Below are 23,399 nucleotides of genomic sequence, written 5' to 3' on the forward strand. Positions count from 1 at the left end.
GCAACATCCTATCTTTAGAGGCGGCTGGACAAGTCGTCCAGAGCCGCACGCAACTCAGTGAACTGGAAAGTGAAACCTGCGGCCTGCAGCCGTTCAGGCAAAGCCTTTTGCCCGCCCAGCAACAAGCCGGACAACTCACCCAGGCCAACCTTCAACGCAAATGCCGGCATCGGCATGAACGCCGGGCGGTGCAGCACCTGGCCCAGGGTCTTGGCAAATTCGCGGTTGCGCACCGGGTGTGGCGCGCAGGCATTATAAGGACCGTTGGCGTCTTGCTTGTGCAGAAGAAAATCAATCAGGGCGATTTGATCCTTGATATGCACCCAGGGCATCCACTGCCGCCCATTGCCAATCGGCCCGCCCAGCGCCAGTTTGAACGGCAGCAGCAGGCGCGACAAAAAGCCGCCCTCGGCAGACAGCACCAACCCCGTACGCACCAGCACCACACGAATGCCCAAGGCTTCGGCACGCTGGGCGGTTTCCTCCCAGGCGATACACAACTGGCTGGGGAAGTCATCCAGCACCGGGCCGCTGGCTTCGGTCAGTTCGCGCTCGCCGCCGTCGCCGTACCAACCCACCGCAGAACCGGAGATCAGCACCGCCGGTTTCTGCTCCAGACTTTCCATCCAGGCCAGCAAGGTTTCGGTGAGGTGAATGCGACTGCTCCACAGCAACGCCTTGCGCTTGTGGGTCCAAGGCCGGTCGGCGATAGGCGCGCCTGCCAGGTTGACTACCGCGTCCACCGCGCCAATCACCTCTTGCAAACGCGCCACCCCGAGCACCTGCGCACCACACACCTGGGCGACCGTTTCCGGTTGCCGGCTCCACACCGTCAGGCGATGGCCTTGTGCGAGCCAGTGCTTGCAGAGTTGGCGACCGATCAAGCCGGTACCGCCGGTCAGCAAAATATGCATGGGACTCTCCTCATGTAACGTTCGCCGCCGCTCACTGGTCTATTTTATAAGCAGGGATCAATTTGATAATGGAGCGTGACGGGGGTTTAAGCCTTAGCTTAACCATAGGTCACGCCACACAATCAGGCACGCCAAAACTTATACCAAAAAACAATATTGTACAGCTATTGGTGTCGGCGTAGTCTGTACCCAACGGTAAAACGAGGCCTCCCATGACTGTTCCCATCGCGATCATTGGTACCGGCATCGCCGGTCTCTCCGCCGCCCGAGCGTTACAAGACGCCGGGCACGCAGTACAACTTTTCGATAAAAGCCGCGGCAGCGGTGGCCGCATGTCCAGCAAGCGCAGCGACGCCGGCGCGCTGGACATGGGCGCGCAATATTTCACCGCCCGCGACCGGCGCTTCGTCAACGAAGTGCAGCGCTGGCAGAGCAACGGCTGGGCCGAGCAGTGGAAGCCCCAGCTGTATAACTTCAAGTCCGGGCAATTGACGCCGTCCCCCGATGAGCAGATCCGCTGGGTGGGCACGCCGCGCATGAGCGCCATCACTCGCGCCCTGCTCGACGACTTGCCGGTGGAGTTCGGTTGCCGCATCACCGAAGTCTTCCAGGGCACGCAGCATTGGAACCTGCTCGACGCGGACGGCGGCAATCACGGCCCTTTCAGTCACGTGATCATTGCCACGCCGGCGCCCCAAGCCACCGCCCTGCTGGCCGCCGCGCCCAAGCTGGCGAGCGCCGCCGCCGGGGTGAAAATGGACCCGACCTGGGCCATCGCCCTGGCGTTCGACAAGCCCCTGGATACGCCGATGGAGGGCTGCTTCGTGCAAGACAGCCCCCTCGACTGGCTGGCGCGCAACCGCAGCAAGCCCGGGCGCGATACCACCCTCGACACCTGGGTGCTGCACGCCACCAGCGCCTGGAGCAAGGCCCACCTGGACCTGCCCAAGGAGGCGGTGATCGAACACCTGCACGGCGCCTTTGCCGAATTGCTGCACAGCGCCATGCCCGCGCCGTCATTCAGCCTGGCGCATCGCTGGCTCTACGCACGCCCCTCCAGCAGCCATGAGTTCGGTGTGCTGGCCGACGCCGACCTGGGCTTGTTCGTTTGCGGCGACTGGTGCCTGTCCGGTCGGGTGGAAGGTGCCTGGCTCAGTGGCCAGGAAGCGGCACGACGCTTGATCGAGCACCTGCAATGAACCGCATCAACCCCGCCAAACTGCTGCTGTCAAAATGGACGGCAGCTCATCCTCGCCACAAGGAAAAACACTTCCTGGTCACCGAGTTGTTCCGTGACGAAGAGGGCACGGTGCTGGACATCGAACTGCAAGCCATCCTCACCCGGCGCGCTGAACGCCTGCCCTGGGAGACGTTGAAAAACGCTGAGGACTGGAAAATCGGCTGGAAATAACGCGGCCGCACAAACCTGTACAAATTATTTGACTTGTACAACATCGAGCCTATGATGAGATTTAGTTGTACAAGCTTTGTAGCTTGTACAGGATTCTTGCAGAGGTTTGCTTATGTCCAGCCATGTGAAACCGAAGATCGCCATCAGCGCCTGCCTTCTGGGTGAGAACGTGCGCTTCAATGGCGGTCATAAACAGTCCCTGCTATGCAGCCAGACCCTCAGTGACTATTTCGATTTTGTCCCGCTGTGTCCTGAAGTTGCCATCGGCCTGGGCATTCCTCGGCAAGCGATCCGCCTGGTCGGTGACCCCAACCAACCGCAGGCCGTGGGCAGCGTAAACCCTGCGCTCAATGTCACTCAGCCACTGGACGACTACGGCCAGCAAATGGCCCGGGAACATACCGACCTGTGCGGCTACATCTTCATGCAAAAGTCACCGTCGTGCGGACTGGAGCGGGTCAAGGTCTACCGCGACAACGGCACGCCCGTCGACGGTGGCGGGCGCGGTATTTACGCCCAGGCGTTTTGTGCGCGTCACCCTAACCTGCCGGTGGAAGAAGACGGTCGTCTGAACGACCCGGTGCTGCGGGAAAACTTCCTCACCCGCGTATTCGTGTACGCCAGTTGGCAGCAACTAATGGCCGACGGGCTTACCCGTCACCGCTTGCTGACGTTTCACTCGCGCTACAAGTACCTGCTGATGGCCCACAGCCCGGCGCATTACAAAAGCCTGGGCCACTTGCTCGGCAGCATGGGCAAAGGCATTGACCTGCCAGCGTTGGCCGACGGCTATTTCAGCGAACTGATGGCGGGCCTGAAAAAATGCGCGACTCGCGGTACCCATACCAATGTGCTGCAACACATCAGTGGCTACCTCAAGCAGGCCATCAGTGCCGATGACAAACAGGAAATGCAGACCGTCATCGGCCAATACCGCCACGGCATCGTGCCACTGGTGGTGCCGCTGACCCTGCTCAAGCACCACTTTCGCCAACACCCGGACCGCTACATCGCGCAGCAGGCCTACCTGCAACCGCACCCGGAAAACCTCAGCCTGCGTAATGCGATCTAACCCATGAAACCTGCCCTGCTCGACGAACCCGGCGAAGACCTCGCCCTGGCCCTGGAAAACGGCTGGCTACCGATCCGCGAGGTGGCGCGCCAGACCGGCGTGAATGCGGTGACGCTGCGCGCGTGGGAGCGTCGCTACGGCCTTATCGTGCCCCAGCGCACGCCCAAAGGGCATCGGTTGTTCAGCGCCGAACATGTGCAACGCATCCAGGCCATTCTCACCTGGCTCAATCGCGGCGTGCCGGTCAGCCAGGTCAAAGGGCTGATCGACTCCGCCCAAGGCAGCCCGGAGCCGATGGAAAACGAGTGGCAGAGCCTGCGCCAGCATTTGGTGAGTGCCATCAGTGAACTGGCCGAGCGCCGGGTCGATGACGCGTTCAACCAGGCCATGGCGCTGTACCCGCCGCGCACCCTGTGCGAGCAATTGATGCTGCCGCTGCTCAACGAGCTGGAACAGCGCTGGCAGGGCCAGTTCGGCGCGCAGATGGAGCGGGTGTTCTTCCTGTCCTGGCTGCGCAGCAAGTTTGGCGCACGGATCTATCACAACAATCGTCAACTCCACGGCGCGCCGCTGTTGCTGGTCAATCATTCCGACCTGCCCCTGGAACCCCACCTGTGGCTCAGCGCCTGGCTGGCCAGCAGTGCCGATTGTCCGGTGGAAGTGTTCGATTGGCCGCTGCCGGTCGGCGAACTGGCCCTGGCGGTGGAACACCTGCAACCGCGTGCGGTGCTGCTGTATTCGAGCAAGGCCCTGCAGGTGCCGGCACTCAGCAAACTGTTGGGCGGCATTAGTTGCCCCACGGTGATTGCCGGACCAACGGTGTGCATCCACCACGCCGAGTTGGGCGTATTAACCCAGGACATCCCTGAGTTGTCCGTGGCCGAGGACCTGTTGTCGGCCCATCAATTATTGATCCAGCGTGGAATTGTCTGAATGCATCTGATCTGGCTGCGCACCGACTTGCGCCTGCACGACAACACTGCCCTGGCGGCCGCGAGCCAGCGTGGCCCCGTCGCGGCTGTTTACCTGATCACGCCCGAGCAATGGCAGGCGCATGATGACGCGCCGTGCAAAGTCGATTTCTGGCTGCGCAACTTGCAGCACCTGAGCCAGGCACTGGGCAACCTCAACATCCCGCTGTTAATCCGCCACGCCGCGACCTGGGACCAGGCGCCGACGGTGCTGAGCCAACTGTGCCGCGAGCTGTCGGTGGAGTCGGTACACGTCAACGAGGAATACGGCATTCACGAGAGCCGCCGCGACAGCGCCGTGGCCCAGGCCCTGGAAGCTGACGGCGTGACCTTCCACAGCTACCTGGACCAACTGTTTTTCCAGCCGGGCAGCGTGCTGACCAAGACCGGCACCTACTTTCAGGTGTTCAGCCAGTTCCGCAAGGTCTGCTACAGCCGCCTGCACAGCGCCCTGCCCCGCGTGGTGCCGACGCCAAAGGCCCAGGCCGAACCTGGCGTGACGAGCGACCCTGTGCCGACGGCAGTCGAAGGGTTCCCAACACCCAGCGAAACCTTGCGTGCCCTCTGGCCCGCTGGCGAAGACGAAGCGCGCCGTCGCCTCGATGCCTTCGCCGATCAGCAGATCAGCTATTACAAGGACGAACGCGACTTCCCGGCCAAGCCCGGCACCAGTCAGCTTTCTGCCTACCTGGCCGCCGGTGTGGTTTCGCCGCGCCAGTGCTTGCACGCCGCGCTGCAAACCAACCAGGGCGAGTTCGAAAGCGGCGACATCGGCGCCATCACCTGGATCAACGAGCTGCTGTGGCGCGAGTTCTACAAACACATCCTGGTCGGCTACCCACGGGTTTCCCGCCACCGCGCGTTCCGCCCGGAAACCGAAGCGCTGGCCTGGCGCAAGGCGCCCGAAGACCTGGCCGCCTGGCAACAGGCGCGCACCGGCTTGCCGATCATCGACGCGGCCATGCGCCAACTGCTGGAAACCGGCTGGATGCACAACCGCCTGCGCATGGTGGTGGCGATGTTCTTGACCAAAAACCTGCTAATCGACTGGCGCGAAGGCGAGCGCTTCTTTATGCGCCACCTGATCGACGGTGATCTGGCGGCCAACAATGGCGGCTGGCAGTGGAGTTCGTCCACCGGCACCGACTCGGCGCCGTATTTCCGGATATTCAGCCCACTGAGCCAATCGGAAAAATTCGACGGCGACGGCGTGTTCATCAAACGCTGGCTCCCGGAACTGGCCGCGCTGAATAAAAAACAAGTGCACAACCCCGAAGCGGCTGGCGGCCTGTTCGGGGTGGCGGATTACCCGCGTGCCATCGTCGATTTGAAACAGTCTCGCGAGCGCGCCTTGGCCGCATTTCGCCGGCTACCTTCGCGTCAGGAGATGGCCGAACATGAGTGACTTCCTGCGCCAGTTCGCCCACACCTTCGCCACGCTGGACAAGCACAACCTGCACCTGCTCGGCAGCCTGTACAGCGAGGACGTCGCCTTTGCCGACCCCCTGCATGAAGTCCAGGGCCTGCCAGCGTTGCGGCGTTACTTTGCCGACTTGTACAGCAACGTCAGCGAGCTGAATTTTGACTTCCACGGCTTCGATACCGTGGCCGAAGGCGAGGGCTACCTGCGCTGGACGATGCGTTTTCGTCACCCACGCCTGGCCGGCGGCCAGGTGATCGAGGTGCCAGGCTGTTCCCATTTGATGTGGCACGACAAGGTTTACCGCCATCGCGACTATTTCGATGCCGGCGCCCTGCTCTATGAACATGTCCCCCTACTGGGTCGCGTTATTCGTTGGCTGAAAAGGAGAATGGGATGAGCCTTACACCGCCCCGTCGTTATTGGCTGACCGGCGCCAGCAGTGGTATCGGTGCGGCGCTGGCCGTGGAGTTGCTCGACAGCGGCGCCCACGTGGCCCTCAGTTCCCGCACCCAAGGCCCGCTGGATGCCCTCGCCGTTCGATATCCAGGCCAGGTGCTGGTGGTGGCCGGCGACCTGACCAACAGCCAGACCGTGCGCGAGATCGGTGAGCGTATCATCGAGGTCTGGGGTTCGCTGGACACGGTGATCCTCAACGCCGGCACTTGTGAATACGTCGACGCCCGGCAATTTGACGCCTCGATCATCGAGCACGTGGTGCGTACCAACCTGCTGGCGAGCAGTTATTGCATCGAGGCCGCGCTGCCGCTGTTGCGCGCCGGGCGTACCCCGCATCTGGTGGGCGTGGCCAGTGCCGTGACCTACCTGCCCATGCCTCGCGCCGAAGCCTACGGCGCGTCCAAGGCCGGCCTGCGTTACTTGTTCGAATCCCTGCGTATTGGCCTGTCGCCAGAAAACATCGATGTCACCGTGATCAGCCCAGGCTTCGTCGACACGCCGCTGACCGAGCGCAATGATTTCCCGATGCCCCTGAGCTGGCCGGCCGACAAAGCCGCGAAACACATCTTCGCCAAGCTGGAAAAACGCCCGCTGGAAATCGCCTTTCCGGCCCTGTTCATTGCCACCTTGTGGCCGCTGTCGAAGCTGCCCAACCGCGCGCAACTGATCATCGGCAAACGCATGCTGCGCAGCCCGCCACCGAAGAAGGACGACCTGTGAAGATCGCCATTATCGGCAGCGGCATCGCCGGGCTGACCAGCGCCTACCTGCTCAGCCGTCGCCACGACATTACGCTGTTCGAGGCCAGTGACTGCATTGGCGGGCATACCCACACGGCCAACGTGACGGTCGACGGCAAAAGCTATGCGGTGGACACGGGCTTCATTGTGTTCAACGACTGGACCTACCCGAATTTCATCCGCTTGCTGGAGCAAATCGGGGTCAGGTTCAAACCCACCGAGATGAGCTTTTCGGTGTGCGACCAAAGCACCGGCTTTGAGTACAACGGCAACAACCTCAATAGTCTGTTTGCCCAGCGCTGCAATATTCTGTCGCCGGGGTTCTGGGGCATGCTGCGCGATATCCTGCGCTTCAATCGCCAGGCGCCGCTGGACTTGCAGGAGCAGCGCATCAGCGCCGACATGACCCTGGGCGATTACCTCACCGCCGGCGGCTATGGCCCCAGGTTTATCCGGCATTACGTCGTGCCGATGGGCGCGGCTATCTGGTCGATGTCCCTGGCCGATATGCTCAAGTTCCCCCTGCATTTTTTTGTGCGCTTCTTCAAGAACCACGGCTTGCTCTCGGTGAGCAACCGCCCGCAATGGTGTGTGATCGAAGGCGGCTCCAGCTGTTATATCGAACCGCTGACCCGCAGCTTTCGCGAACAGATACGGCTCAATTGCCCTGTGCATAAAGTGCAACGCAGCGACGAAGGTGTAGTTATCCACAGCCCGGCCGGCAGCGAAACCTTCGACCGCGTGGTGTTCGCCTGCCACAGCGATCAGGCCCTGGCCTTGCTCGACGACCCCAGCCAGGCCGAACAGCAGATCCTCGGTGCCCTGCCCTACGCCGACAACGACGTGGTGCTGCACACCGACACACGCCTGCTGCCCGACCGCAAACTGGCCTGGGCCAGCTGGAACTATCGGCTGACGGGCAACGTGCAACAACAGGCCGCCGTCACCTATGACATGAACATCCTGCAAGGCATCGACAGCGCCACTACCTTTTGCGTCAGCCTCAACCAGACGCCGATGATCAACCCGCTGAAGATCCTGGCGCGCTACACCTACGCGCATCCGCAATACAGCCTGGCCGCAGTGGCGGCGCAGGCACGCTGGGAAGAAGTGAACGGCGTGCGCAATACCTTTTACTGCGGGGCCTACTGGGCCAACGGCTTTCACGAAGATGGCGTGGTCAGCGCCCTGCGCGTGGCCCAGGCTTTTGGGGAAACCCTGTGAACAGCGCCTTGTACAGCGGCTGGATCGCCCATCGCCGGTTTACGCCCAAGGCCCACGCCTTTCGCTACCGCATCGGCCTGTTGTACCTGGACCTCAGTGAAGAGGATGAAGTACTGGGGCTTTCGCCGCTGGCCGGCACGGGTCGCCTGGCGCCTTTCGGTTTCCGCCAGCAGGATTACCTGCGTGAATTCACGCGCCACGGCATGAGCCTGAGCGATGCCGTGCGCCAGGAAGTCGGCAAGGCCCTGGGGCAAACACCCCAGGGCGCTATCTGCCTGCTGACCCAGGCCCGCAGTTGGGGCCTGGCTTTTAACCCGGTGAGTTTCTTCTACTGCTTCGAGGCTGACGGGCAACTGGCCGCGATCCTGTGTGAAGTGACCAACACCCCATGGCGCGAGCGCTATCACTACGTGCTGCCCGCCCAGGCACTGGGCGCCGATGAGCACCAGCACTTCGCCGTGGCCAAGGCCTTCCATGTGTCGCCGTTTTTGCCTCGCGGCCTGGAATACCGCATGAGTTTCAGCCCACCCGCCGCCAGGCTCGGCGTGCACATGGCCGATTGGCAAGGCACACAAAAAGTCTTCGATGCCACCTTGAGCCTGGAAAAACAGGCACTGAGCCGCGCCAGCCTGCATCGCTATTTGTGGCGCTTTCCCTGGATGACCGCCAAGACCGGCCTTGCAATCTATTGGCAAGCTTTGCGCCTGCTGCTCAAACGCACACCGATTTTTTCCCACCAGGCCGCCGATGGCGCCTCTCGCACCGCAGTCGGGTATACCAAGGATCGCCGCCATGAAATCCCCTAGCTTATCGGTCAAGGCTAACCGCCTGAACGTCAACGGCATGACCGCTGCGCTATTGCGCAAAGGCGTGTTGCGCCAGCTCAGCCAATTGCGCCACGGCCAGTTGGTGATCATCGAGGATGGCGAGCGGCAAGTCTTCGGCGCACGGGAAGCGCACCTGCTGGGCGAGATCCAGATTCTCGACGCGGCGGTATGGGGGCTGGTGGCGGCCAATGGCTCGATCGGCGCCGGCGAAGCGTTTATCCATGGTTATTGGACCAGTCCCGACCTCACCGCCGTGGTGCGTGTGATGGTCAGCAACCTGGAGGTGCTCGACGCCATGGAGGGTGGCTTGGCTCGCCTGGCCCGGCCGTTCACTCAGGGCCTGCACTGGCTCAACCGCAACACACGCAAAGGCTCGCAAAAAAACATCGCCGCCCATTACGACCTGGGCAACGACCTGTTCGAAGAATTTCTCGATCCCACGATGATGTACTCGGCGGCGCAGTTCCTGACCCCCGATGACACCCTGGAACAGGCACAACTGAACAAGTTGGCGCGCATCTGCCAGAAACTGGCGCTTAAGCCCAGCGACCATCTACTGGAAATCGGCACCGGCTGGGGCAGCATGGCGTTGTATGCGGCGCAGCATTACGGTTGTCGGGTCACCACCACGACCCTGTCCAAGGAACAGTTCGCCTACACCGCGCAGCGTATTGAGGCGCTGGGCCTGCAAGACCAAGTGACGGTGCTGCTGAGCGATTATCGCGACCTCACCGGTGAGTACGACAAACTGGTGTCGATCGAAATGATTGAAGCGGTGGGCCATCGTTTCCTGCCCACCTATTTCAAACAATGTGCCCAGTTGCTCAAGCCCGACGGCTTGATGCTGCTGCAAGCCATCACCATACGTGAACAGCGCTTTGAACAGGCCAAGCGTAGCGTCGACTTTATCCAGCGCTACATCTTCCCCGGCGGCGCGCTGCCTTGTGTGCAAAACATGCTGCAAATCGTCAGCCGCGACACCGACATGAACCTGCTGCACATGGAAGACTTCGGCCTGCACTACGCCCGTACCCTACGCCTGTGGCATGAGAATTTTCGCCGCGCCCATGGCCGTCTTGCGGAACTGGGTTATGACGAGTACTTCTTGCGCCTGTGGGAGTTTTACCTGTGCTACTGCGAAGGCGGCTTTATGGAGCGCACCATCGGCACCGCACAGTTGCTGCTGGCCAAACCGGCGGCGATCAATCCACCGCTGCTCGGGCGTTTCAGTGCTTAAACCCCTGGCCAATGCCGTGCTGTTTCAGTGCGGCTGGTTTGTCTGCGTGCTCGGCGGCGATAGCCGTTGGCTGCTGATTGGTATCGCGGCGCTGGGCGTCCATCTTCTGTGGATAAGTTCATGGACCAGAGAGGGGCAAGTGATTCTGGCCGTGACGGTGCTGGGCACCCTGGTCGATACGGCACTGCGCGGGCTGGGCGTGTTTGAGTTCAATACACCGGGGCCATTGATTCCGCTGTGGCTGATACTGTTATGGGCCTTGCTGGCCACCACCTTGCTGCATTGCCTGGCCTGGAGCGCACAGCCCTGGTGGCTGGCCAGCCTGCTAGGCGCGGTGGGCGGGCCGTTGTCTTATTACGCCGGCAGCCAATTGGCGGGTGTGAGTTTTGGGTACGGCACCATCCCAACACTGATCGGCCTGGCGCTGTTATGGGCCATGCTCTTTCCGCTGTTGCACAGGATTGCGCAGAGGCTGGAGCATTGACGCCCGTCCGAGCATTCATACGCGTCTAGCGCACTTGCCTTACACTGCGCGCCTATGACCAACATCCCTCACATTCAAATCACCGAACCCGTCACCTGCTCGACGTGCGCGGCCTGTTGCTGCCAGCTGGAAGTCATGCTGATCACCGACACTGGCGTGCCGCAACGCTTTATCGATACCGACGATTGGGGCGGTGAGGTGATGCTGCGCCTGGACGACGGCTGGTGCGCAGCGTTGGACCGCGACACGATGATGTGCACGATTTATGAGCTGCGGCCGCTGATTTGCCGGGAGTTCGAGATGGGGGCGCCGGAATGCCTTGAAGAGCGTGAAGGCATTACCACGGCCTACCGCTGATTCTGTAGGAGCGAGCTTGCTCGCGAAAAACCTGAGAACGCCGCGTTAAACCTGATTCGCTGCGTTATCGTTGAGGTTCTTCGCGAGCAAGCTCGCTCCTACAGTGCATTACAACGGCATGGTGTAGTGCAGCGAGTAGCTCTCTACCCCATCGTTATTGCTGCTGATGCCGGCGTTGGAATAATGCGTGGCACGAATGCCCACTTCATGCCCGCCGTTGAACCGCAGGCCGAAACCCAGGCGGTCTTCGAACTGGAAGGACTGGCCGATGTTGTTGTCTTCCAGCCGAGTGCGAGAGAACAACGCCACGCCGATACCGGCTTCGATGTAGGGCTTGACCGACTCGCCGGCAAACTCATACACAAATACCGGCGAGAACGACAGGCTGCTGGCGCCCGCACGGTCATCCCCTTCCCAATAGGTATAGGCGCCGCTCCAGTAGCCGGTCAGTCGGCCGACATTGCTCTGCATCCAGCTTTTGTCCCAATCGGAGGTCAGGCCCAGGCGGTAGGTCAGCGTCGAATCGCTGGTGCTGCCCAAGCCGAACTCCAGGCCGGCGGCCTGGGCTGAAACAGAGTGTCCCAACATAGCGGCCGCAATCGCAGCCAAACAGAACAAGCGCTTCATGTGAAACGTCCTTTGCAAACGGAATAATTGGGTTATGTACAGGCTAACGGGCTATAGAAGCCGACGCATAGCCGGAAGTTCAGCTTTTTTCAGTGTTATTTCACGAAATTTTCACGAGCCAAAGCTTCGCACAACTCCAGGATGTTTCCAAAGTGTCGGTAGGATATTTCTTAGGTGACACCGATCGCCGCTGGTCCAGAACTGTGCAGGTTCAGGTTCGCCAACGGCCAGCAGGTCGCGCTCACCGAGCAAGCGCTTGAGCTGGCGCGCCACGGCGGCGCCGGTATCAATGAGGATGATGCTGGGGGGCAACATCTGCGCCAGGAGTGGCTTGAGGAAAGGATAGTGAGTACAACCCAGGATGATGGTGTCGCAACCAGCGCTGAGCAGCGGCTCGATATAGCCTTGCAGCAGGGCGCTCAAGGCGGGGCTATTCAGGTCGCCAGCTTCAATCAACTCCACCAGGCCTGGGCACGGCTGGGTAATCACTCGCACATCGGTGGCGAAGCGATCGAGCAAGGCGGCGAACTTGGCGCTTTGCAGGGTGCCGGTGGTGGCAAGCACACCCACCACACCGCTGCGCGTGGCAGCAGCAGCAGGTTTGACCGCAGGCTCCATGCCGACCAATGGCCAGTCGGGGTAGTCCTGGCGCAAATCGGCGACGGCGGCGACGGTTGCCGTGTTACAGGCAATCACGAACGCCTTGGCGCCCCGCTCGCGGAAAAACTCAGCGACCGAGCGAGAACGCTCGAGAATGAACGCCGGGGTTTTCTCGCCATAGGGAATGTGCCCGCAGTCAGCCACGTACAGCAGTGACTCGCGGGGCAATAATTGCTGAATTTCTTCCAGCACCGTGAGGCCGCCGATGCCGGAATCGAACACACCGATAGGCGCGCCCTTAACCATGTTGTGTTCCGCAGACGCTGCAGCCAGGGTCGCGCTTGACGCGCAACTCACGAAAACGCGTGGTCAGCGCATCGATCAACAATAGGCGCCCCACCAACGGCTCACCAAAACCGGCCAGCAGTTTCAAGGCTTCCAACGCTTGCAGGCTGCCAACCACCCCCACCAACGGCCCGACGACGCCGGCTTCGCTGCAGGTCAGTTCAGTGTCGCTGCCGTGCCCATACAAACAGTGGTAACAGGGGCTGTCGGCGCGACGGGAATCGAATACCGACAATTGCCCCTCAAGGCGAATGGCCGCGCCACTGATCAACGGTTTGCCAGCGGTTACGCAGGCCGCGTTGACCGCCTCGCGGGTAGAGAAGTTGTCGCTGCAATCGAGCACCAGGTCCACTGCGTTGACCGCAGCGGCCAGCGAGTCGGCATCCAGCGCAGCACGATGGGCGACCAAGGTGACGTCAGGGTTGATCGCCCTCAAGCGCCCCATGGCCGAATCGACCTTGGTCTGCCCCACGCTGTCAGTGTCATGGATGATCTGGCGTTGCAGGTTGGTCAAATCGACCGTGTCAAAGTCCGCCAGGTGCAACTCGCCCACACCGGCAGCGGCCAGGTAAAGCGCCACCGGAGCGCCCAGGCCACCCAGGCCGACGATCAACGCGCGGCTCTGTTTCAGGCGTAATTGGCCTTCGATGTCGACATGCTGCAACAGAATCTGCCGGCTATAGCGCAACAGCTCCTGGTCGGTCAGCACGGGCGGCGTCCCAAAGTGATGCGTTCGTGACCGCCGAGGTCGATGCGGCTGTGTACGCCTTCAAAGCCCTGGTTCAGCAACAAGTCGCGCACGGCCTGGGCCTGGTCGTAACCGTGTTCGAGCAACAGCCAGCCGCCGTCGTTCAGGTGGGCAGGAGACTCTGCAATGATCAAGCGCAAATCGTCCAGGCCATCGTGCCCCGCCACCAGCGCACTGGCCGGTTCGAAGCGCACATCGCCGGCCACCAGGTGCGGGTCATTGTCGGCAATGTAGGGCGGGTTGCTGATAATCAGGTCGAAGCGATGGCCTTGCAGGGCGCTGAACCAATGGCTGCTCAGCACCGTGGCGTTATGAAGGTGCAGGCGTTGGCGATTGCGCTCGGCCAGGGCCACGGCCTCCAGCACGCGGTCGACCGCCGTGACCTGCCAGGCCGGGCGCTCGCTGGCCAAGGCCAAGGCGATGGCGCCGCTGCCGGTGCCCAGGTCCAGAACCTGGGCGGGCGTGGCGGGCAGCAATTCCAGGGCGGCCTCCACCAGCAGTTCGGTTTCCGGGCGCGGGATCAGGGTGTGCGGCGCCACTTCAAGGTCGAGTTTCCAGAAACCTTGTTGGCCGAGGATATACGCCACCGGCTCGCCGCTGCGGCGGCGCTGCAGGTAGCTGGCAAACGTCAGGGCATCTTCGCTGCTGACGATCTTTTCCGGCCAGGTATGCAGGTAGCTGCGCGATTTACCCAGGGCAGCGGCCAGCAGCAACTCCACGTCCAGGCGCGCTGTCGGCGAGTCGGGCAGGTCAGCGGCGCGCAGCAGGCTGGCAATGATGGTCATTTAGTCACCTATCGCCGCCAGTTGATCGGCCTGGTATTCGGCGAGCAACGGCTCGATCACCGCATCCACGCCACCGGCAAGGATTTCGTCGAGGGAGTACAGGGTGAGGTTGACCCGATGGTCGGTAACCCGGCCCTGGGCAAAGTTGTAGGTGCGGATACGCTCGGAGCGGTCGCCGGAGCCCACCAGCAGCTTGCGTTCGCTGGCAATCGCGTTGGCCGCGGCGCTGGTCTGCTGGTCGTTCAACTTGGCCGACAACCAGGACATGGCCCGCGCACGGTTCTTGTGCTGGGAACGTTCTTCCTGGCACTCCACCACAATGCCCGACGGCAAGTGAGTGATACGGATCGCCGAGTCGGTCTTGTTAACGTGCTGGCCACCCGCGCCGGATGAGCGGTAGGTGTCGACGCGCAAATCCGCCGGGTTGATCTCGATGGCTTCCTGCTCGTCCGGCTCAGGCAACACGGCGACGGTGCACGCCGAGGTGTGGATACGGCCTTGGGATTCGGTGGCCGGCACCCGCTGTACGCGGTGCGCACCGGACTCGAACTTCAGCTTGCCGTAGACGTTGTCGCCTTCAACCCGGGCGATGACTTCCTTATAGCCGCCGTGCTCGCCCTCGTTCTCGGAGAGGATCTCCACGCGCCAGCCGCGACGCTCGGCATAGCGCGAATACATGCGGAACAGGTCGCCGGAGAAAATCGCCGCCTCGTCGCCACCGGTGCCGGCACGGATTTCAAGGAACACGTTGCGCCCGTCGTTAGGGTCCTTGGGCAGCAACATGCGTTGCAGATCACCCTCAAGCTCAGCGAGTTTTTCCTTGGCTTCGCGGACTTCCTCCACGGCCATTTCGCGCATGTCCGGGTCGCTGTCCTTGAGCAGGGCCTGGGCGCCTTCAAGGTCGGCCTGGACTTTCAGTAGGTTTTTATAGGTGGCCACAATGGGCTCAACTTCGGCGTATTCCTTAGAATAAGCACGGAATTTGGTTTGATCGGAAATGACCTCGCCATCGCCGAGCAAGGCGGTCAGTTCTTCGAAACGGTCCTGGAGCACGTCCAGTTTATTGAGCAGTGACGCTTTCATTGCGGTTTTTTATCCGAAGAGCTGTCTGACGCGCCCTCACCGAGGGCAAAGAGTTCCTGGGCCATGGCCAGCGCATCGAGGCGGCCTTCGGCGGTAAGCTTTTTCAACTGAACGCTAGGGGCGTGAAGCAGCTTGTTGGTCAGGCCACGGGCCAATTGCATCAGCACCTCTTCGGCGCCGCTGCCGTTGGCCAGCATGCGCTGGGCCTTGAGCAACTCTTCATCACGCAGGCGTTCACCCTGCTGACGATACGCCTTGAGCACATCCACTGCCGCCAGTTCACGCAGGCGCACCATGAAATCTTCGGCGCCGGTGCTGACCATTTCCTCGGCGGCCTGGGCGGCACCCTGACGACTCTTGAGGTTTTCAGCGACCACTTCATGCAGATCATCGACGCTATAGAGGTAAACGTCGTCCAACTCGCCGACTTCGGGCTCGATATCCCGAGGAACGGCGATATCCACCATGAAGATCGGCTTGTGCTTGCGAAGCTTCAACGCGCTCTCGACCGCGCCCTTGCCCAGAATCGGCAATTGGCTGGCGGTGGAACTGATGACGATATCACTGCGTACCAGTTCAGCGGGAATGTCCGACAGCAGCACCGCATGCGCACCGAACTGCTCGGCCAGAATGCTGGCGCGCTCCAGGGTGCGGTTGGCAACCACAATACGCTTCACGCCAAGGTCGTGCAGGTGACGGGCCACCAGGGTAATGGTTTCCCCGGCGCCGATCAGCAGGGCCTGGCTGCGCTGCAAGTCGCTGAAGATCTGCTTGGCCAGGCTCACGGCGGCAAAGGCCACGGACACCGGGTTTTCGCCGATGGCCGTATCGGTGCGCACTTGCTTGGCGGAATTGAAGGTGGCCTGGAACAGGCGGCCCAGCAACGGGCCGACGGTGCCGGCCTCGCGCGCCACGGCGTAGGCGGACTTCATCTGGCCGAGGATCTGCGGTTCGCCCAATACCAGCGAGTCGAGACCAGCCGCCACGCGCATCATGTGACGAACTGCCGCATCCTCTTCATGCACATAAGCGCTGGCGCGCAGGTCATCGAGGCTCAAATGGTGATAATCGGCCAGCCAGCGCAGCACCACATCCGCCGAGAGATGTTCCTGCTCTATATAGAGCTCGCTGCGATTGCAGGTCGAAAGGATCGCAGCTTCGCGGCTGTCGGTGAGCCGGCAGAGCTGCTGCAGGGCCTCAACCAACTGCTCTGGCGTAAACGCCACGCGCTCGCGCACGTCTACGGAGGCAGTCTTGTGGTTAATACCGAGTGCGAGGAAGGCCATTCAATATCGCTGATGATGTCGGGAAGCCGACAATTGTCCTACTTCGAAAGATCCAGAACAACCACCGTCGTCTATTGTCCCTATACCTTATGCCTATCAATGCACTTTTGTAGGAGCGAGCTTGCTCGCGAAAAACCTGAGAGCGCCGCTGAGCGCCAGGCGTCCCGCATTATCGTTGACGATTTTCGCGAGCAAGCTCGCTCCTACAAAGGAAAGGCAAAAGGCAGCAATAGTCGTATTCCGAGTGCCCCGGTTATGTTTGGCCGAAGGCTTGTGTCATGATGATCCGACCGCAGGTTAGTCGTCCTCTTCCTATATGAATAGATCTTCCGCGTTGCTCCTCGCTTTTGTCTTCCTCAGCGGCTGCCAGGCCATGGCCCCCGTGTCGCCGGACGCTACGTCGCCGGTGGAAGACAGCACTCCGGCCCCTGAAAAGCCCAAGGTTTATTCCTCGTTCAGTGAAGAAACGATCTACAGCCTGCTGACCGCTGAACTGGCCGGCCAGCGCAATCGCTTCGATATTGCGCTGGATAATTACGTGACCCAGGCCATCAATACCCAGGACCCGGGGATTTCCGAGCGAGCGTTTCGCATCGCCGAATACCTGGGCGCCGACCAGGCAGCGCTGGACACCTCGCTGATCTGGGCCAAAAACGCGCCGGATGATCTGGAAGCCCAACGCGCCGCGGCCGTGCAATTGGCGCGTGCCGGGCGCTATGACGACTCCATGGTCTATATGGAGAAAGTTTTGCAGGGCAAGGGCGACACGCATTTTGACTTTCTTGCGCTGTCGGCCGCCGACACCGACCAGGACACGCGCAATGGCCTGATGAAGAGTTTCGATCGCCTGCTGCAAAAGCACCCGAAGAACAGCCAGTTGATTTTCGGCAAGGCCCTGCTGCTGCAACAGGACGATGAAGCCGACGCCGCGCTCAAACTCCTGGAACAGAACCCGCCGGAAGAAGGCGAAATCGCGCCGATCCTGTTGCGCGCACGCCTGCTGCAAAGCCTTAACCGCGGCAAGGAAGCGATTCCGCTGCTGGAAAAAAGCATCAAGAAATACCCCGGCGACAAGCGCCTGCTCCTGACCTATGCACGCATGCTGGTTGAGCAGGATCGTATGGAAGACGCCAAAGTGCAGTTCGCCAACCTGGTCCAGCAATACCCGGACGACGACGAACTGCGTTATTCCCTGGCATTGGTGTGCCTGGAAGCCAAGGCGTGGGACGAGGCCAAGGGCTACCTGCAAGAGCTGATCGAACGTGACAGCCATGTGGACTCGGCGCATCTGAACCTGGGCCGCATCGCTGAAGAGCGCAACGACCCGCAAGCGGCCCTGCTTGAATATGCCCAGGTCGGGCCCGGCAATGATTATCTGCCAGCACAGTTGCGCCAGGCCGATATCCTGATGAGCAACGGCCGCACCGACGAAGCGGAAAAACGCCTGGCCGCGGCCCGCGATGCCGAACCGGACTACGCGATCCAGCTGTACCTGATCCAGGCCGAGACCTTATCGGCCAACAAACAGGGCGAACGCGCCTGGAAACTGTTGCAACAGGCGTTGCTGCAATACCCCGACGATTTGAACCTGCTGTACACCCGCGCCATGCAGGCAGAAAAACGCAATGACCTGGCGCAGCTGGAAAAAGACCTGCGCCTGATCATCAAGCGTGACCCGGACAACGCCATGGCCCTTAACGCCCTGGGCTACACCTTGTCCGACCGCACCACGCGCTACGCCGAAGCCAAGGTGCTGATCGAACAAGCCCACGCGCTCAACCCGGAAGACCCGGCCGTACTCGACAGCCTGGGCTGGGTGAATTACCGCCTGGGCAACCTCGACGAGGCCGAGCGCTTGCTGCGCCAGGCACTGGAGCGTTTCCCGGACCAGGAAGTTGCCGCGCACCTGGGCGAAGTGCTCTGGGCCAATGGCAAGCAGCGCGAAGCCCGACAAATCTGGGAAAAATTCCTCAAGGAACAACCCGATAGCCCTATCCTGCGCAGCACCATCAAGCGCCTGACCGGATCCGAGACCCTTTAAATTTATGTTCTTGCGCCACGTTATTGTTTTCAGCTTCATCGCCCTGCTCGCCGGTTGCGCGGGCATCGGCAGCCGTGAATCCGTTGAAGGCCAGGGCAACCCGGCCCAATGGAAACAACACAAGGACCAACTCAGCAGCATCGATGGCTGGCAGATCGAGGGCAAGGTCGGGGTGCGCGCGCCGAAAGACTCCGGCAGCGGCACCCTGTTCTGGCTGCAGCGCCAGGACTACTACGACATTCGCCTCTCGGGCCCCCTGGGCCGTGGCGCAGCCCGCCTGACTGGCCGGCCTGGGCAAGTGAGCCTGGAAGTAGCCAACCAGGGCCGCTACGAGGCAACCTCCCCCGAAGAACTGCTGGAGCAGCAGATCGGCTGGAAGCTGCCCGTCTCGCATTTGGTCTGGTGGGTGCGCGGCTTGCCGGCGCCGGACAGCAAGAGCCGTCTGAGCCTCAATGGCGACAGCCGCCTCGCCACCCTGGAGCAGGATGGCTGGCAGGTCGAATATTTGAGCTATGTGGAACAAAGCGGCTATTGGCTTCCAGAACGTATCAAGCTGCATGGCACCGACCTTGATGTCACGCTGGTGATCAAGGACTGGCAACCGCGCAAGCTGGGGCAATAACGTGTCCGTACAAAAACTGACCCTGCCTTCCCCGGCCAAACTCAACCTGATGCTGCACATCCTCGGTCGCCGTGAAGATGGCTACCACGAGTTGCAGACGCTGTTTCAATTTCTCGACTACGGCGATGAGCTGACCTTTGCCGTACGTGACGATGGCGTGATCCAGTTGCACACCGAATTCGACGGCGTGCCCCACGACAGCAATCTGATTGTGCGGGCGGCAAAAAAACTTCAGGAACAATCTGGCTGCACACTCGGCATCGATATCTGGATCGACAAAATCCTGCCCATGGGCGGAGGTATCGGTGGCGGCAGCTCAAATGCCGCGACCACTTTGTTAGGCCTCAATCACTTATGGCAACTGGGCTGGGACCACGATCGCCTTGCTGCGCTGGGCCTTACGCTGGGCGCCGACGTCCCGGTTTTCGTGCGGGGACACGCCGCCTTTGCTGAGGGCGTTGGGGAGAAACTCACCCCTGTAGAGCCCGAAGAACCCTGGTATGTCGTGCTGGTGCCGCAAGTATCTGTAAGTACAGCAGAAATTTTTTCAGATCCGTTGTTGACACGTAACTCTTCTCCCATTAAAGTGCGCCCCGTTCCCAAGGGAAACAGTCGAAATGACTGCTTACCGGTTGTAGCAAGGCGTTATCCAGAGGTACGTAACGCTTTGAATTTGTTAGGTAAATTTACCGAAGCAAAATTAACCGGAACTGGAAGTTGTGTGTTTGGGGGCTTCCCAAGCAAAGCTGAAGCTGATAAAGTCTCGGCCCTTCTTACAGAGACCCTTACAGGGTTTGTAGCAAAAGGAAGCAACGTTTCGATGTTGCATCGCAAGCTGCAAAGTCTGCTCTAAAAGGAACCGAGTGTTAGGCACTCGTTGCAACAGATACAGGGGCGTCGCCAAGCGGTAAGGCAGCAGGTTTTGATCCTGCCATGCGTTGGTTCGAATCCAGCCGCCCCTGCCATTTTCTAATACTCATCCAGGTTACCCTCAGCCTCTAGGTACTGCGCGTGTCCAAGATGATGGTCTTTACGGGGAATGCCAACCCCGATCTGGCTCGACGTGTCGTACGTCAGCTGCATATCCCTCTCGGTGACATCTCTGTCGGTAAATTCTCCGACGGAGAAATTACAGCCGAGATCAATGAAAATGTCCGCGGTAAAGACGTCTTCATTATTCAGCCGACCTGCGCTCCGACCAACGATAACCTGATGGAACTCGTCGTGATGGCTGATGCCTTCCGCCGCTCCTCAGCGACTCGAATCACAGCTGTAATCCCTTACTTTGGTTATGCCCGTCAGGATCGCCGTCCGCGCTCCGCACGTGTAGCTATCAGCGCGAAAGTCGTTGCTGACATGCTGACCGTGGTAGGTATCGACCGTGTGCTCACGGTTGACCTGCACGCTGACCAAATCCAGGGGTTCTTCGATATTCCGGTAGATAACATCTACGGCTCCCCCGTTCTGGTGGATGACATCGAAGACCAGCGCTTTGAAAACCTGATGATCGTGTCCCCGGACATTGGTGGCGTCGTGCGTGCACGGGCTGTTGCCAAATCCCTGGGCGTGGACCTCGGGATCATCGACAAACGCCGCGAGAAAGCCAATCACTCTGAAGTGATGCATATCATCGGTGATGTCGAAGGGCGTACCTGTATTCTGGTTGATGACATGGTCGACACCGCCGGCACCCTGTGCCACGCGGCAAAAGCCTTGAAAGAGCACGGTGCAGCAAAAGTCTTCGCCTACTGCACACACCCTGTGCTGTCGGGCCGAGCGATCGAGAACATCGAGAACTCCGTGCTGGACGAACTGGTGGTGACCAACACCATCCCGTTGTCCGCCGCAGCTCAAGCCTGTGCACGTATCCGCCAACTGGATATTGCACCGGTCGTTGCCGAAGCGGTTCGCCGCATCAGCAATGAAGAATCGATCAGCGCGATGTTCCGTTAAGGGTCAAACCAACGGATCACCTCACTGACGAAAAGCGCCCCGCCCCAGCATTCCGCTGGGGCGGGGCTTTTTTGCCCATATCGAGTTCGGCGCTGGTCGCAAACGCCCCTCGATGATGGCTATTTTGGAGATACAACATGAACGAATTTACTCTGAACGCCCAAGCGCGTACTGACCTGGGGAAAGGTGCGAGCCGCCGCCTGCGTCACGCCGCCAACATCCCAGCCGTTGTCTACGGTGGCAACAAGCCTGCTGAATCCGTGACCATCCTGGCCAAGGAAATCGCCAAGCTGTTCGAAAACGAAGCTGCCTACAGCCACGTTATCGAGCTGAACGTCGACGGCGCCAAGCAGAACGTCATCGTTAAAGCGATGCAGCGTCACCCTTCCAAGCAGTTCATCATGCACGCTGACTTCGTTCGCGTTGTTGCTGGCCAGAAACTGACCGCCATCGTGCCTGTGCACTTTGTTGGTGAAGAAGCTCCGGTCAAGAAAGGCGGCGAGATCTCTCACGTCCTGAACGAAATCGAAGTGACCTGCCTGCCCAAAGACCTGCCTGAGTTCATCGAAGTCGACCTGTCGGCTCTGGAAATCGGCGCCATCGTTCACCTGTCCGACCTCAAGGCTCCTAAAGGCGTTGAGTTTGTTGCACTGGCTCACGGTGATGACAAAGCTGTTGCCAACGTTCACGCTCCACGCGTTGCTCCAGAAGAAGCTGAAGAAGGCGCTGCAGAGTAATTCACTCTGTATTGCCGGAGCTTGAGGAAACATCGCGGACCGAAACGTAGCGAGAAAGCGGGCGATAACGCGGCGTTTACTCTTGAGTAAATGATGTAGTGTCGTCCACTTTCGCCGCACCTGGGTACGGCGATGTTATCCACAACTCCAAAGGAAGGGCCCCTGTCGTGACTGCCATTAAACTGATCGTTGGCCTGGGAAATCCAGGCGCCGAATACGAACAGACCCGGCATAACGCGGGGGCCCTTTTTGTTGAGCGCATCGCCCACGCCCAAGGCATCAATCTGGTGGCCGATCGCAAATATTTTGGCCTGACCGGGCGCTTCTCGCACCAGGGTCAGGATGTTCGTCTACTGATTCCCACCACCTACATGAACCGCAGCGGCCAGGCTGTCGCGGCGCTTGCGGGCTTCTTCCGGATCAAACCCGAAGAAATCCTGGTGGCCCATGACGAACTGGACCTGCCACCCGGCGTAGCCAAGCTCAAGCTCGGCGGCGGGCATGGTGGGCACAATGGGCTGCGCGACATCATCGCGCAGTTGGGCAATCAGAATAATTTTTACCGTCTGCGGCTCGGCATTGGCCACCCAGGCGTTGCCAGTATGGTTTCAAATTTCGTCCTGGGTCGTGCGCCACGCGCCGAACAGGAAAAACTCGATGCCAGCATCGATTTTGCCCTCGGCGTGCTGCCGGATATCTTCGCCGGTGAATGGAACCGTGCGATGAAAAACCTGCACAGCCAGAAGGCCTGACTCTTACCGAGGGGAAACACCATGGGATTCAATTGCGGCATCGTCGGCCTGCCCAACGTCGGCAAATCCACCCTGTTCAACGCCCTGACCAAGTCCGGTATTGCGGCGGAGAACTTCCCCTTCTGCACCATCGAACCCAACAGCGGCATCGTGCCGATGCCGGACCCGCGTCTTGACGCACTGGCGGCCATCGTCAATCCCAAGCGCATCCTGCCGACCACCATGGAGTTCGTCGACATCGCGGGCCTCGTCGCCGGCGCCTCGAAAGGTGAAGGCCTGGGCAACAAGTTCCTGGCCAACATCCGCGAAACCGATGCCATCGCCCACGTGGTCCGCTGCTTTGAAGACGAGAACGTAATTCACGTCTCCAACAGCGTAGACCCCAAGCGCGACATCGAGATCATCGACCTGGAACTGATCTTCGCCGACCTCGACAGCTGCGAGAAGCAACTGCAGAAAGTCGCGCGTAACGCCAAGGGCGGCGACAAGGATGCAGTGGTCCAGAAGGGCCTGCTGGAGCAACTGATCGCGCACTTCACCGAAGGCAAGCCGGCACGCAGCCTGATGAAGAACATGGGCGCAGACGAGAAGGCCGTGATCAAGGGCTTCCACCTGCTGACCACCAAGCCTGTGATGTACATCGCCAACGTTGCCGAAGACGGCTTCGAGAACAACCCGCTGCTCGACGTGGTCAAGGCCATTGC

The 23,399-nt window shown here is 60.6% G+C and carries 26 protein-coding genes and 1 tRNA gene; 20 read left to right on the forward strand and 7 right to left on the reverse strand.

Annotated features, from left to right (window positions below):
- Positions 1 to 14: 14 nt before the first annotated feature.
- Positions 15 to 914 carry a TIGR01777 family oxidoreductase gene (locus tag GIW04_RS00465; RefSeq protein ID WP_034134402.1) on the reverse strand — a complete coding sequence of 300 codons (900 nt, stop codon included), beginning with the start codon at positions 912 to 914 and terminating at the stop codon, positions 15 to 17.
- Positions 915 to 1,126: 212 nt separating this feature from the next.
- On the opposite strand from GIW04_RS00465, the gene GIW04_RS00470 reads away from it, so the two are divergent.
- The 12 genes from GIW04_RS00470 to GIW04_RS00525 all read left to right on the forward strand — a co-directional run bounded on the left by GIW04_RS00470 (position 1,127) and on the right by GIW04_RS00525 (position 11,116).
- Positions 1,127 to 2,113 (forward strand): NAD(P)/FAD-dependent oxidoreductase, encoded by a 987-nt coding sequence (locus GIW04_RS00470; protein ID WP_014716849.1) that lies wholly within the window; start codon positions 1,127 to 1,129, stop codon positions 2,111 to 2,113.
- Complete coding sequence (locus GIW04_RS00475) at positions 2,110 to 2,325, forward strand: TIGR02450 family Trp-rich protein (RefSeq protein WP_003188381.1); 216 nt, start codon at positions 2,110 to 2,112, stop codon at positions 2,323 to 2,325. Before GIW04_RS00470 ends, GIW04_RS00475 begins: the two co-directional genes overlap by 4 nt.
- Positions 2,326 to 2,437: 112 nt before the next feature.
- On the forward strand, positions 2,438 to 3,397 hold the full coding sequence (locus GIW04_RS00480; protein ID WP_120249103.1) for a YbgA family protein: 960 nt from the start codon (positions 2,438 to 2,440) through the stop codon (positions 3,395 to 3,397).
- A 3-nt stretch (positions 3,398 to 3,400) separates the two neighbouring features.
- Complete coding sequence (locus GIW04_RS00485) at positions 3,401 to 4,330, forward strand: MerR family transcriptional regulator (protein WP_032893648.1); 930 nt, start codon at positions 3,401 to 3,403, stop codon at positions 4,328 to 4,330.
- Positions 4,331 to 5,773, forward strand: a complete 1,443-nt coding sequence (phrB, locus tag GIW04_RS00490; RefSeq protein ID WP_057710694.1) for a deoxyribodipyrimidine photo-lyase — start codon at positions 4,331 to 4,333, stop codon at positions 5,771 to 5,773.
- Positions 5,766 to 6,188, forward strand: coding sequence for a nuclear transport factor 2 family protein (locus GIW04_RS00495; RefSeq protein WP_003188374.1), 423 nt, complete (start codon positions 5,766 to 5,768; stop codon positions 6,186 to 6,188). Before phrB ends, GIW04_RS00495 begins: the two co-directional genes overlap by 8 nt.
- Positions 6,185 to 6,967 carry an SDR family NAD(P)-dependent oxidoreductase gene (locus GIW04_RS00500; protein ID WP_120249104.1) on the forward strand — a complete coding sequence of 261 codons (783 nt, stop codon included), beginning with the start codon at positions 6,185 to 6,187 and terminating at the stop codon, positions 6,965 to 6,967. The genes GIW04_RS00495 and GIW04_RS00500 overlap by 4 nt, the downstream gene beginning before the upstream one ends.
- On the forward strand, positions 6,964 to 8,211 hold the full coding sequence (locus tag GIW04_RS00505) for an NAD(P)/FAD-dependent oxidoreductase (protein WP_120249105.1): 1,248 nt from the start codon (positions 6,964 to 6,966) through the stop codon (positions 8,209 to 8,211). The genes GIW04_RS00500 and GIW04_RS00505 overlap by 4 nt, the downstream gene beginning before the upstream one ends.
- Positions 8,208 to 9,017 carry a DUF1365 domain-containing protein gene (locus GIW04_RS00510; RefSeq protein WP_003188369.1) on the forward strand — a complete coding sequence of 270 codons (810 nt, stop codon included), beginning with the start codon at positions 8,208 to 8,210 and terminating at the stop codon, positions 9,015 to 9,017. Before GIW04_RS00505 ends, GIW04_RS00510 begins: the two co-directional genes overlap by 4 nt.
- Positions 9,004 to 10,275 (forward strand): SAM-dependent methyltransferase, encoded by a 1,272-nt coding sequence (locus tag GIW04_RS00515; RefSeq protein WP_020302482.1) that lies wholly within the window; start codon positions 9,004 to 9,006, stop codon positions 10,273 to 10,275. The genes GIW04_RS00510 and GIW04_RS00515 overlap by 14 nt, the downstream gene beginning before the upstream one ends.
- The gene (locus tag GIW04_RS00520; RefSeq protein ID WP_120249106.1) at positions 10,268 to 10,759 is read left to right on the forward strand and encodes a DUF2878 domain-containing protein; all 492 of its coding nucleotides are present in this window, start codon (positions 10,268 to 10,270) and stop codon (positions 10,757 to 10,759) included. The genes GIW04_RS00515 and GIW04_RS00520 overlap by 8 nt, the downstream gene beginning before the upstream one ends.
- A gap of 54 nt (positions 10,760 to 10,813) precedes the next feature.
- Positions 10,814 to 11,116 (forward strand): YkgJ family cysteine cluster protein, encoded by a 303-nt coding sequence (locus GIW04_RS00525; RefSeq protein WP_003188364.1) that lies wholly within the window; start codon positions 10,814 to 10,816, stop codon positions 11,114 to 11,116.
- 108 nt (positions 11,117 to 11,224) lie between these two features.
- Here GIW04_RS00525 and GIW04_RS00530 read toward each other — a convergent pair whose 3' ends face one another.
- The 6 genes from GIW04_RS00530 to hemA form a co-directional block, all read right to left on the reverse strand.
- Positions 11,225 to 11,743 (reverse strand): acyloxyacyl hydrolase, encoded by a 519-nt coding sequence (locus GIW04_RS00530; RefSeq protein ID WP_014716838.1) that lies wholly within the window; start codon positions 11,741 to 11,743, stop codon positions 11,225 to 11,227.
- A 111-nt stretch (positions 11,744 to 11,854) separates the two neighbouring features.
- Positions 11,855 to 12,649, reverse strand: coding sequence for a glutamate racemase (murI, locus tag GIW04_RS00535; RefSeq protein ID WP_003188362.1), 795 nt, complete (start codon positions 12,647 to 12,649; stop codon positions 11,855 to 11,857).
- A complete protein-coding gene (locus tag GIW04_RS00540; RefSeq protein ID WP_003188361.1) occupies positions 12,642 to 13,397 on the reverse strand; it encodes a molybdopterin-synthase adenylyltransferase MoeB in 756 nt (251 codons plus the stop codon). Before GIW04_RS00540 ends, murI begins: the two co-directional genes overlap by 8 nt.
- Positions 13,391 to 14,221 carry a peptide chain release factor N(5)-glutamine methyltransferase gene (prmC, locus tag GIW04_RS00545; protein WP_003188360.1) on the reverse strand — a complete coding sequence of 277 codons (831 nt, stop codon included), beginning with the start codon at positions 14,219 to 14,221 and terminating at the stop codon, positions 13,391 to 13,393. Before prmC ends, GIW04_RS00540 begins: the two co-directional genes overlap by 7 nt.
- Entirely contained in the window at positions 14,222 to 15,304 is a 1,083-nt protein-coding gene (gene prfA, locus GIW04_RS00550) for a peptide chain release factor 1 (protein ID WP_003188358.1), read from the reverse strand.
- Positions 15,301 to 16,590, reverse strand: coding sequence for a glutamyl-tRNA reductase (gene hemA / locus GIW04_RS00555; RefSeq protein WP_003188356.1), 1,290 nt, complete (start codon positions 16,588 to 16,590; stop codon positions 15,301 to 15,303). The genes prfA and hemA overlap by 4 nt, the downstream gene beginning before the upstream one ends.
- 316 nt (positions 16,591 to 16,906) lie before the next feature.
- On the opposite strand from hemA, the gene GIW04_RS00565 reads away from it, so the two are divergent.
- From GIW04_RS00565 to ychF, 8 genes are all read left to right on the forward strand, one after another.
- The gene (locus GIW04_RS00565) at positions 16,907 to 18,631 is read left to right on the forward strand and encodes a tetratricopeptide repeat protein (RefSeq protein WP_003188355.1); all 1,725 of its coding nucleotides are present in this window, start codon (positions 16,907 to 16,909) and stop codon (positions 18,629 to 18,631) included.
- A gap of 4 nt (positions 18,632 to 18,635) precedes the next feature.
- Complete coding sequence (lolB, locus tag GIW04_RS00570) at positions 18,636 to 19,253, forward strand: lipoprotein insertase outer membrane protein LolB (RefSeq protein ID WP_032893661.1); 618 nt, start codon at positions 18,636 to 18,638, stop codon at positions 19,251 to 19,253.
- 1 nt (position 19,254) lies between these two features.
- Positions 19,255 to 20,106 (forward strand): 4-(cytidine 5'-diphospho)-2-C-methyl-D-erythritol kinase, encoded by an 852-nt coding sequence (gene ispE / locus GIW04_RS00575; protein ID WP_034134412.1) that lies wholly within the window; start codon positions 19,255 to 19,257, stop codon positions 20,104 to 20,106.
- A gap of 37 nt (positions 20,107 to 20,143) precedes the next feature.
- Positions 20,144 to 20,218, forward strand: a tRNA-Gln gene (locus tag GIW04_RS00580).
- Positions 20,219 to 20,264: 46 nt separating this feature from the next.
- On the forward strand, positions 20,265 to 21,206 hold the full coding sequence (locus tag GIW04_RS00585; protein ID WP_003171603.1) for a ribose-phosphate pyrophosphokinase: 942 nt from the start codon (positions 20,265 to 20,267) through the stop codon (positions 21,204 to 21,206).
- A gap of 137 nt (positions 21,207 to 21,343) precedes the next feature.
- Complete coding sequence (locus GIW04_RS00590) at positions 21,344 to 21,943, forward strand: 50S ribosomal protein L25/general stress protein Ctc (RefSeq protein ID WP_003188351.1); 600 nt, start codon at positions 21,344 to 21,346, stop codon at positions 21,941 to 21,943.
- Between the two features lie 167 nt (positions 21,944 to 22,110).
- On the forward strand, positions 22,111 to 22,695 hold the full coding sequence (gene pth, locus GIW04_RS00595) for an aminoacyl-tRNA hydrolase (RefSeq protein WP_003188350.1): 585 nt from the start codon (positions 22,111 to 22,113) through the stop codon (positions 22,693 to 22,695).
- 21 nt (positions 22,696 to 22,716) lie between these two features.
- Positions 22,717 to 23,399 (forward strand): redox-regulated ATPase YchF (gene ychF / locus GIW04_RS00600; protein ID WP_236478918.1); only part of this gene is annotated, 683 nt, incomplete at its 3' end.

This window comes from Pseudomonas sp. PA-4-8C (assembly GCF_021606625.1).
Taxonomy (GTDB): Bacteria; Pseudomonadota; Gammaproteobacteria; order Pseudomonadales; family Pseudomonadaceae; genus Aquipseudomonas; species Aquipseudomonas lactis.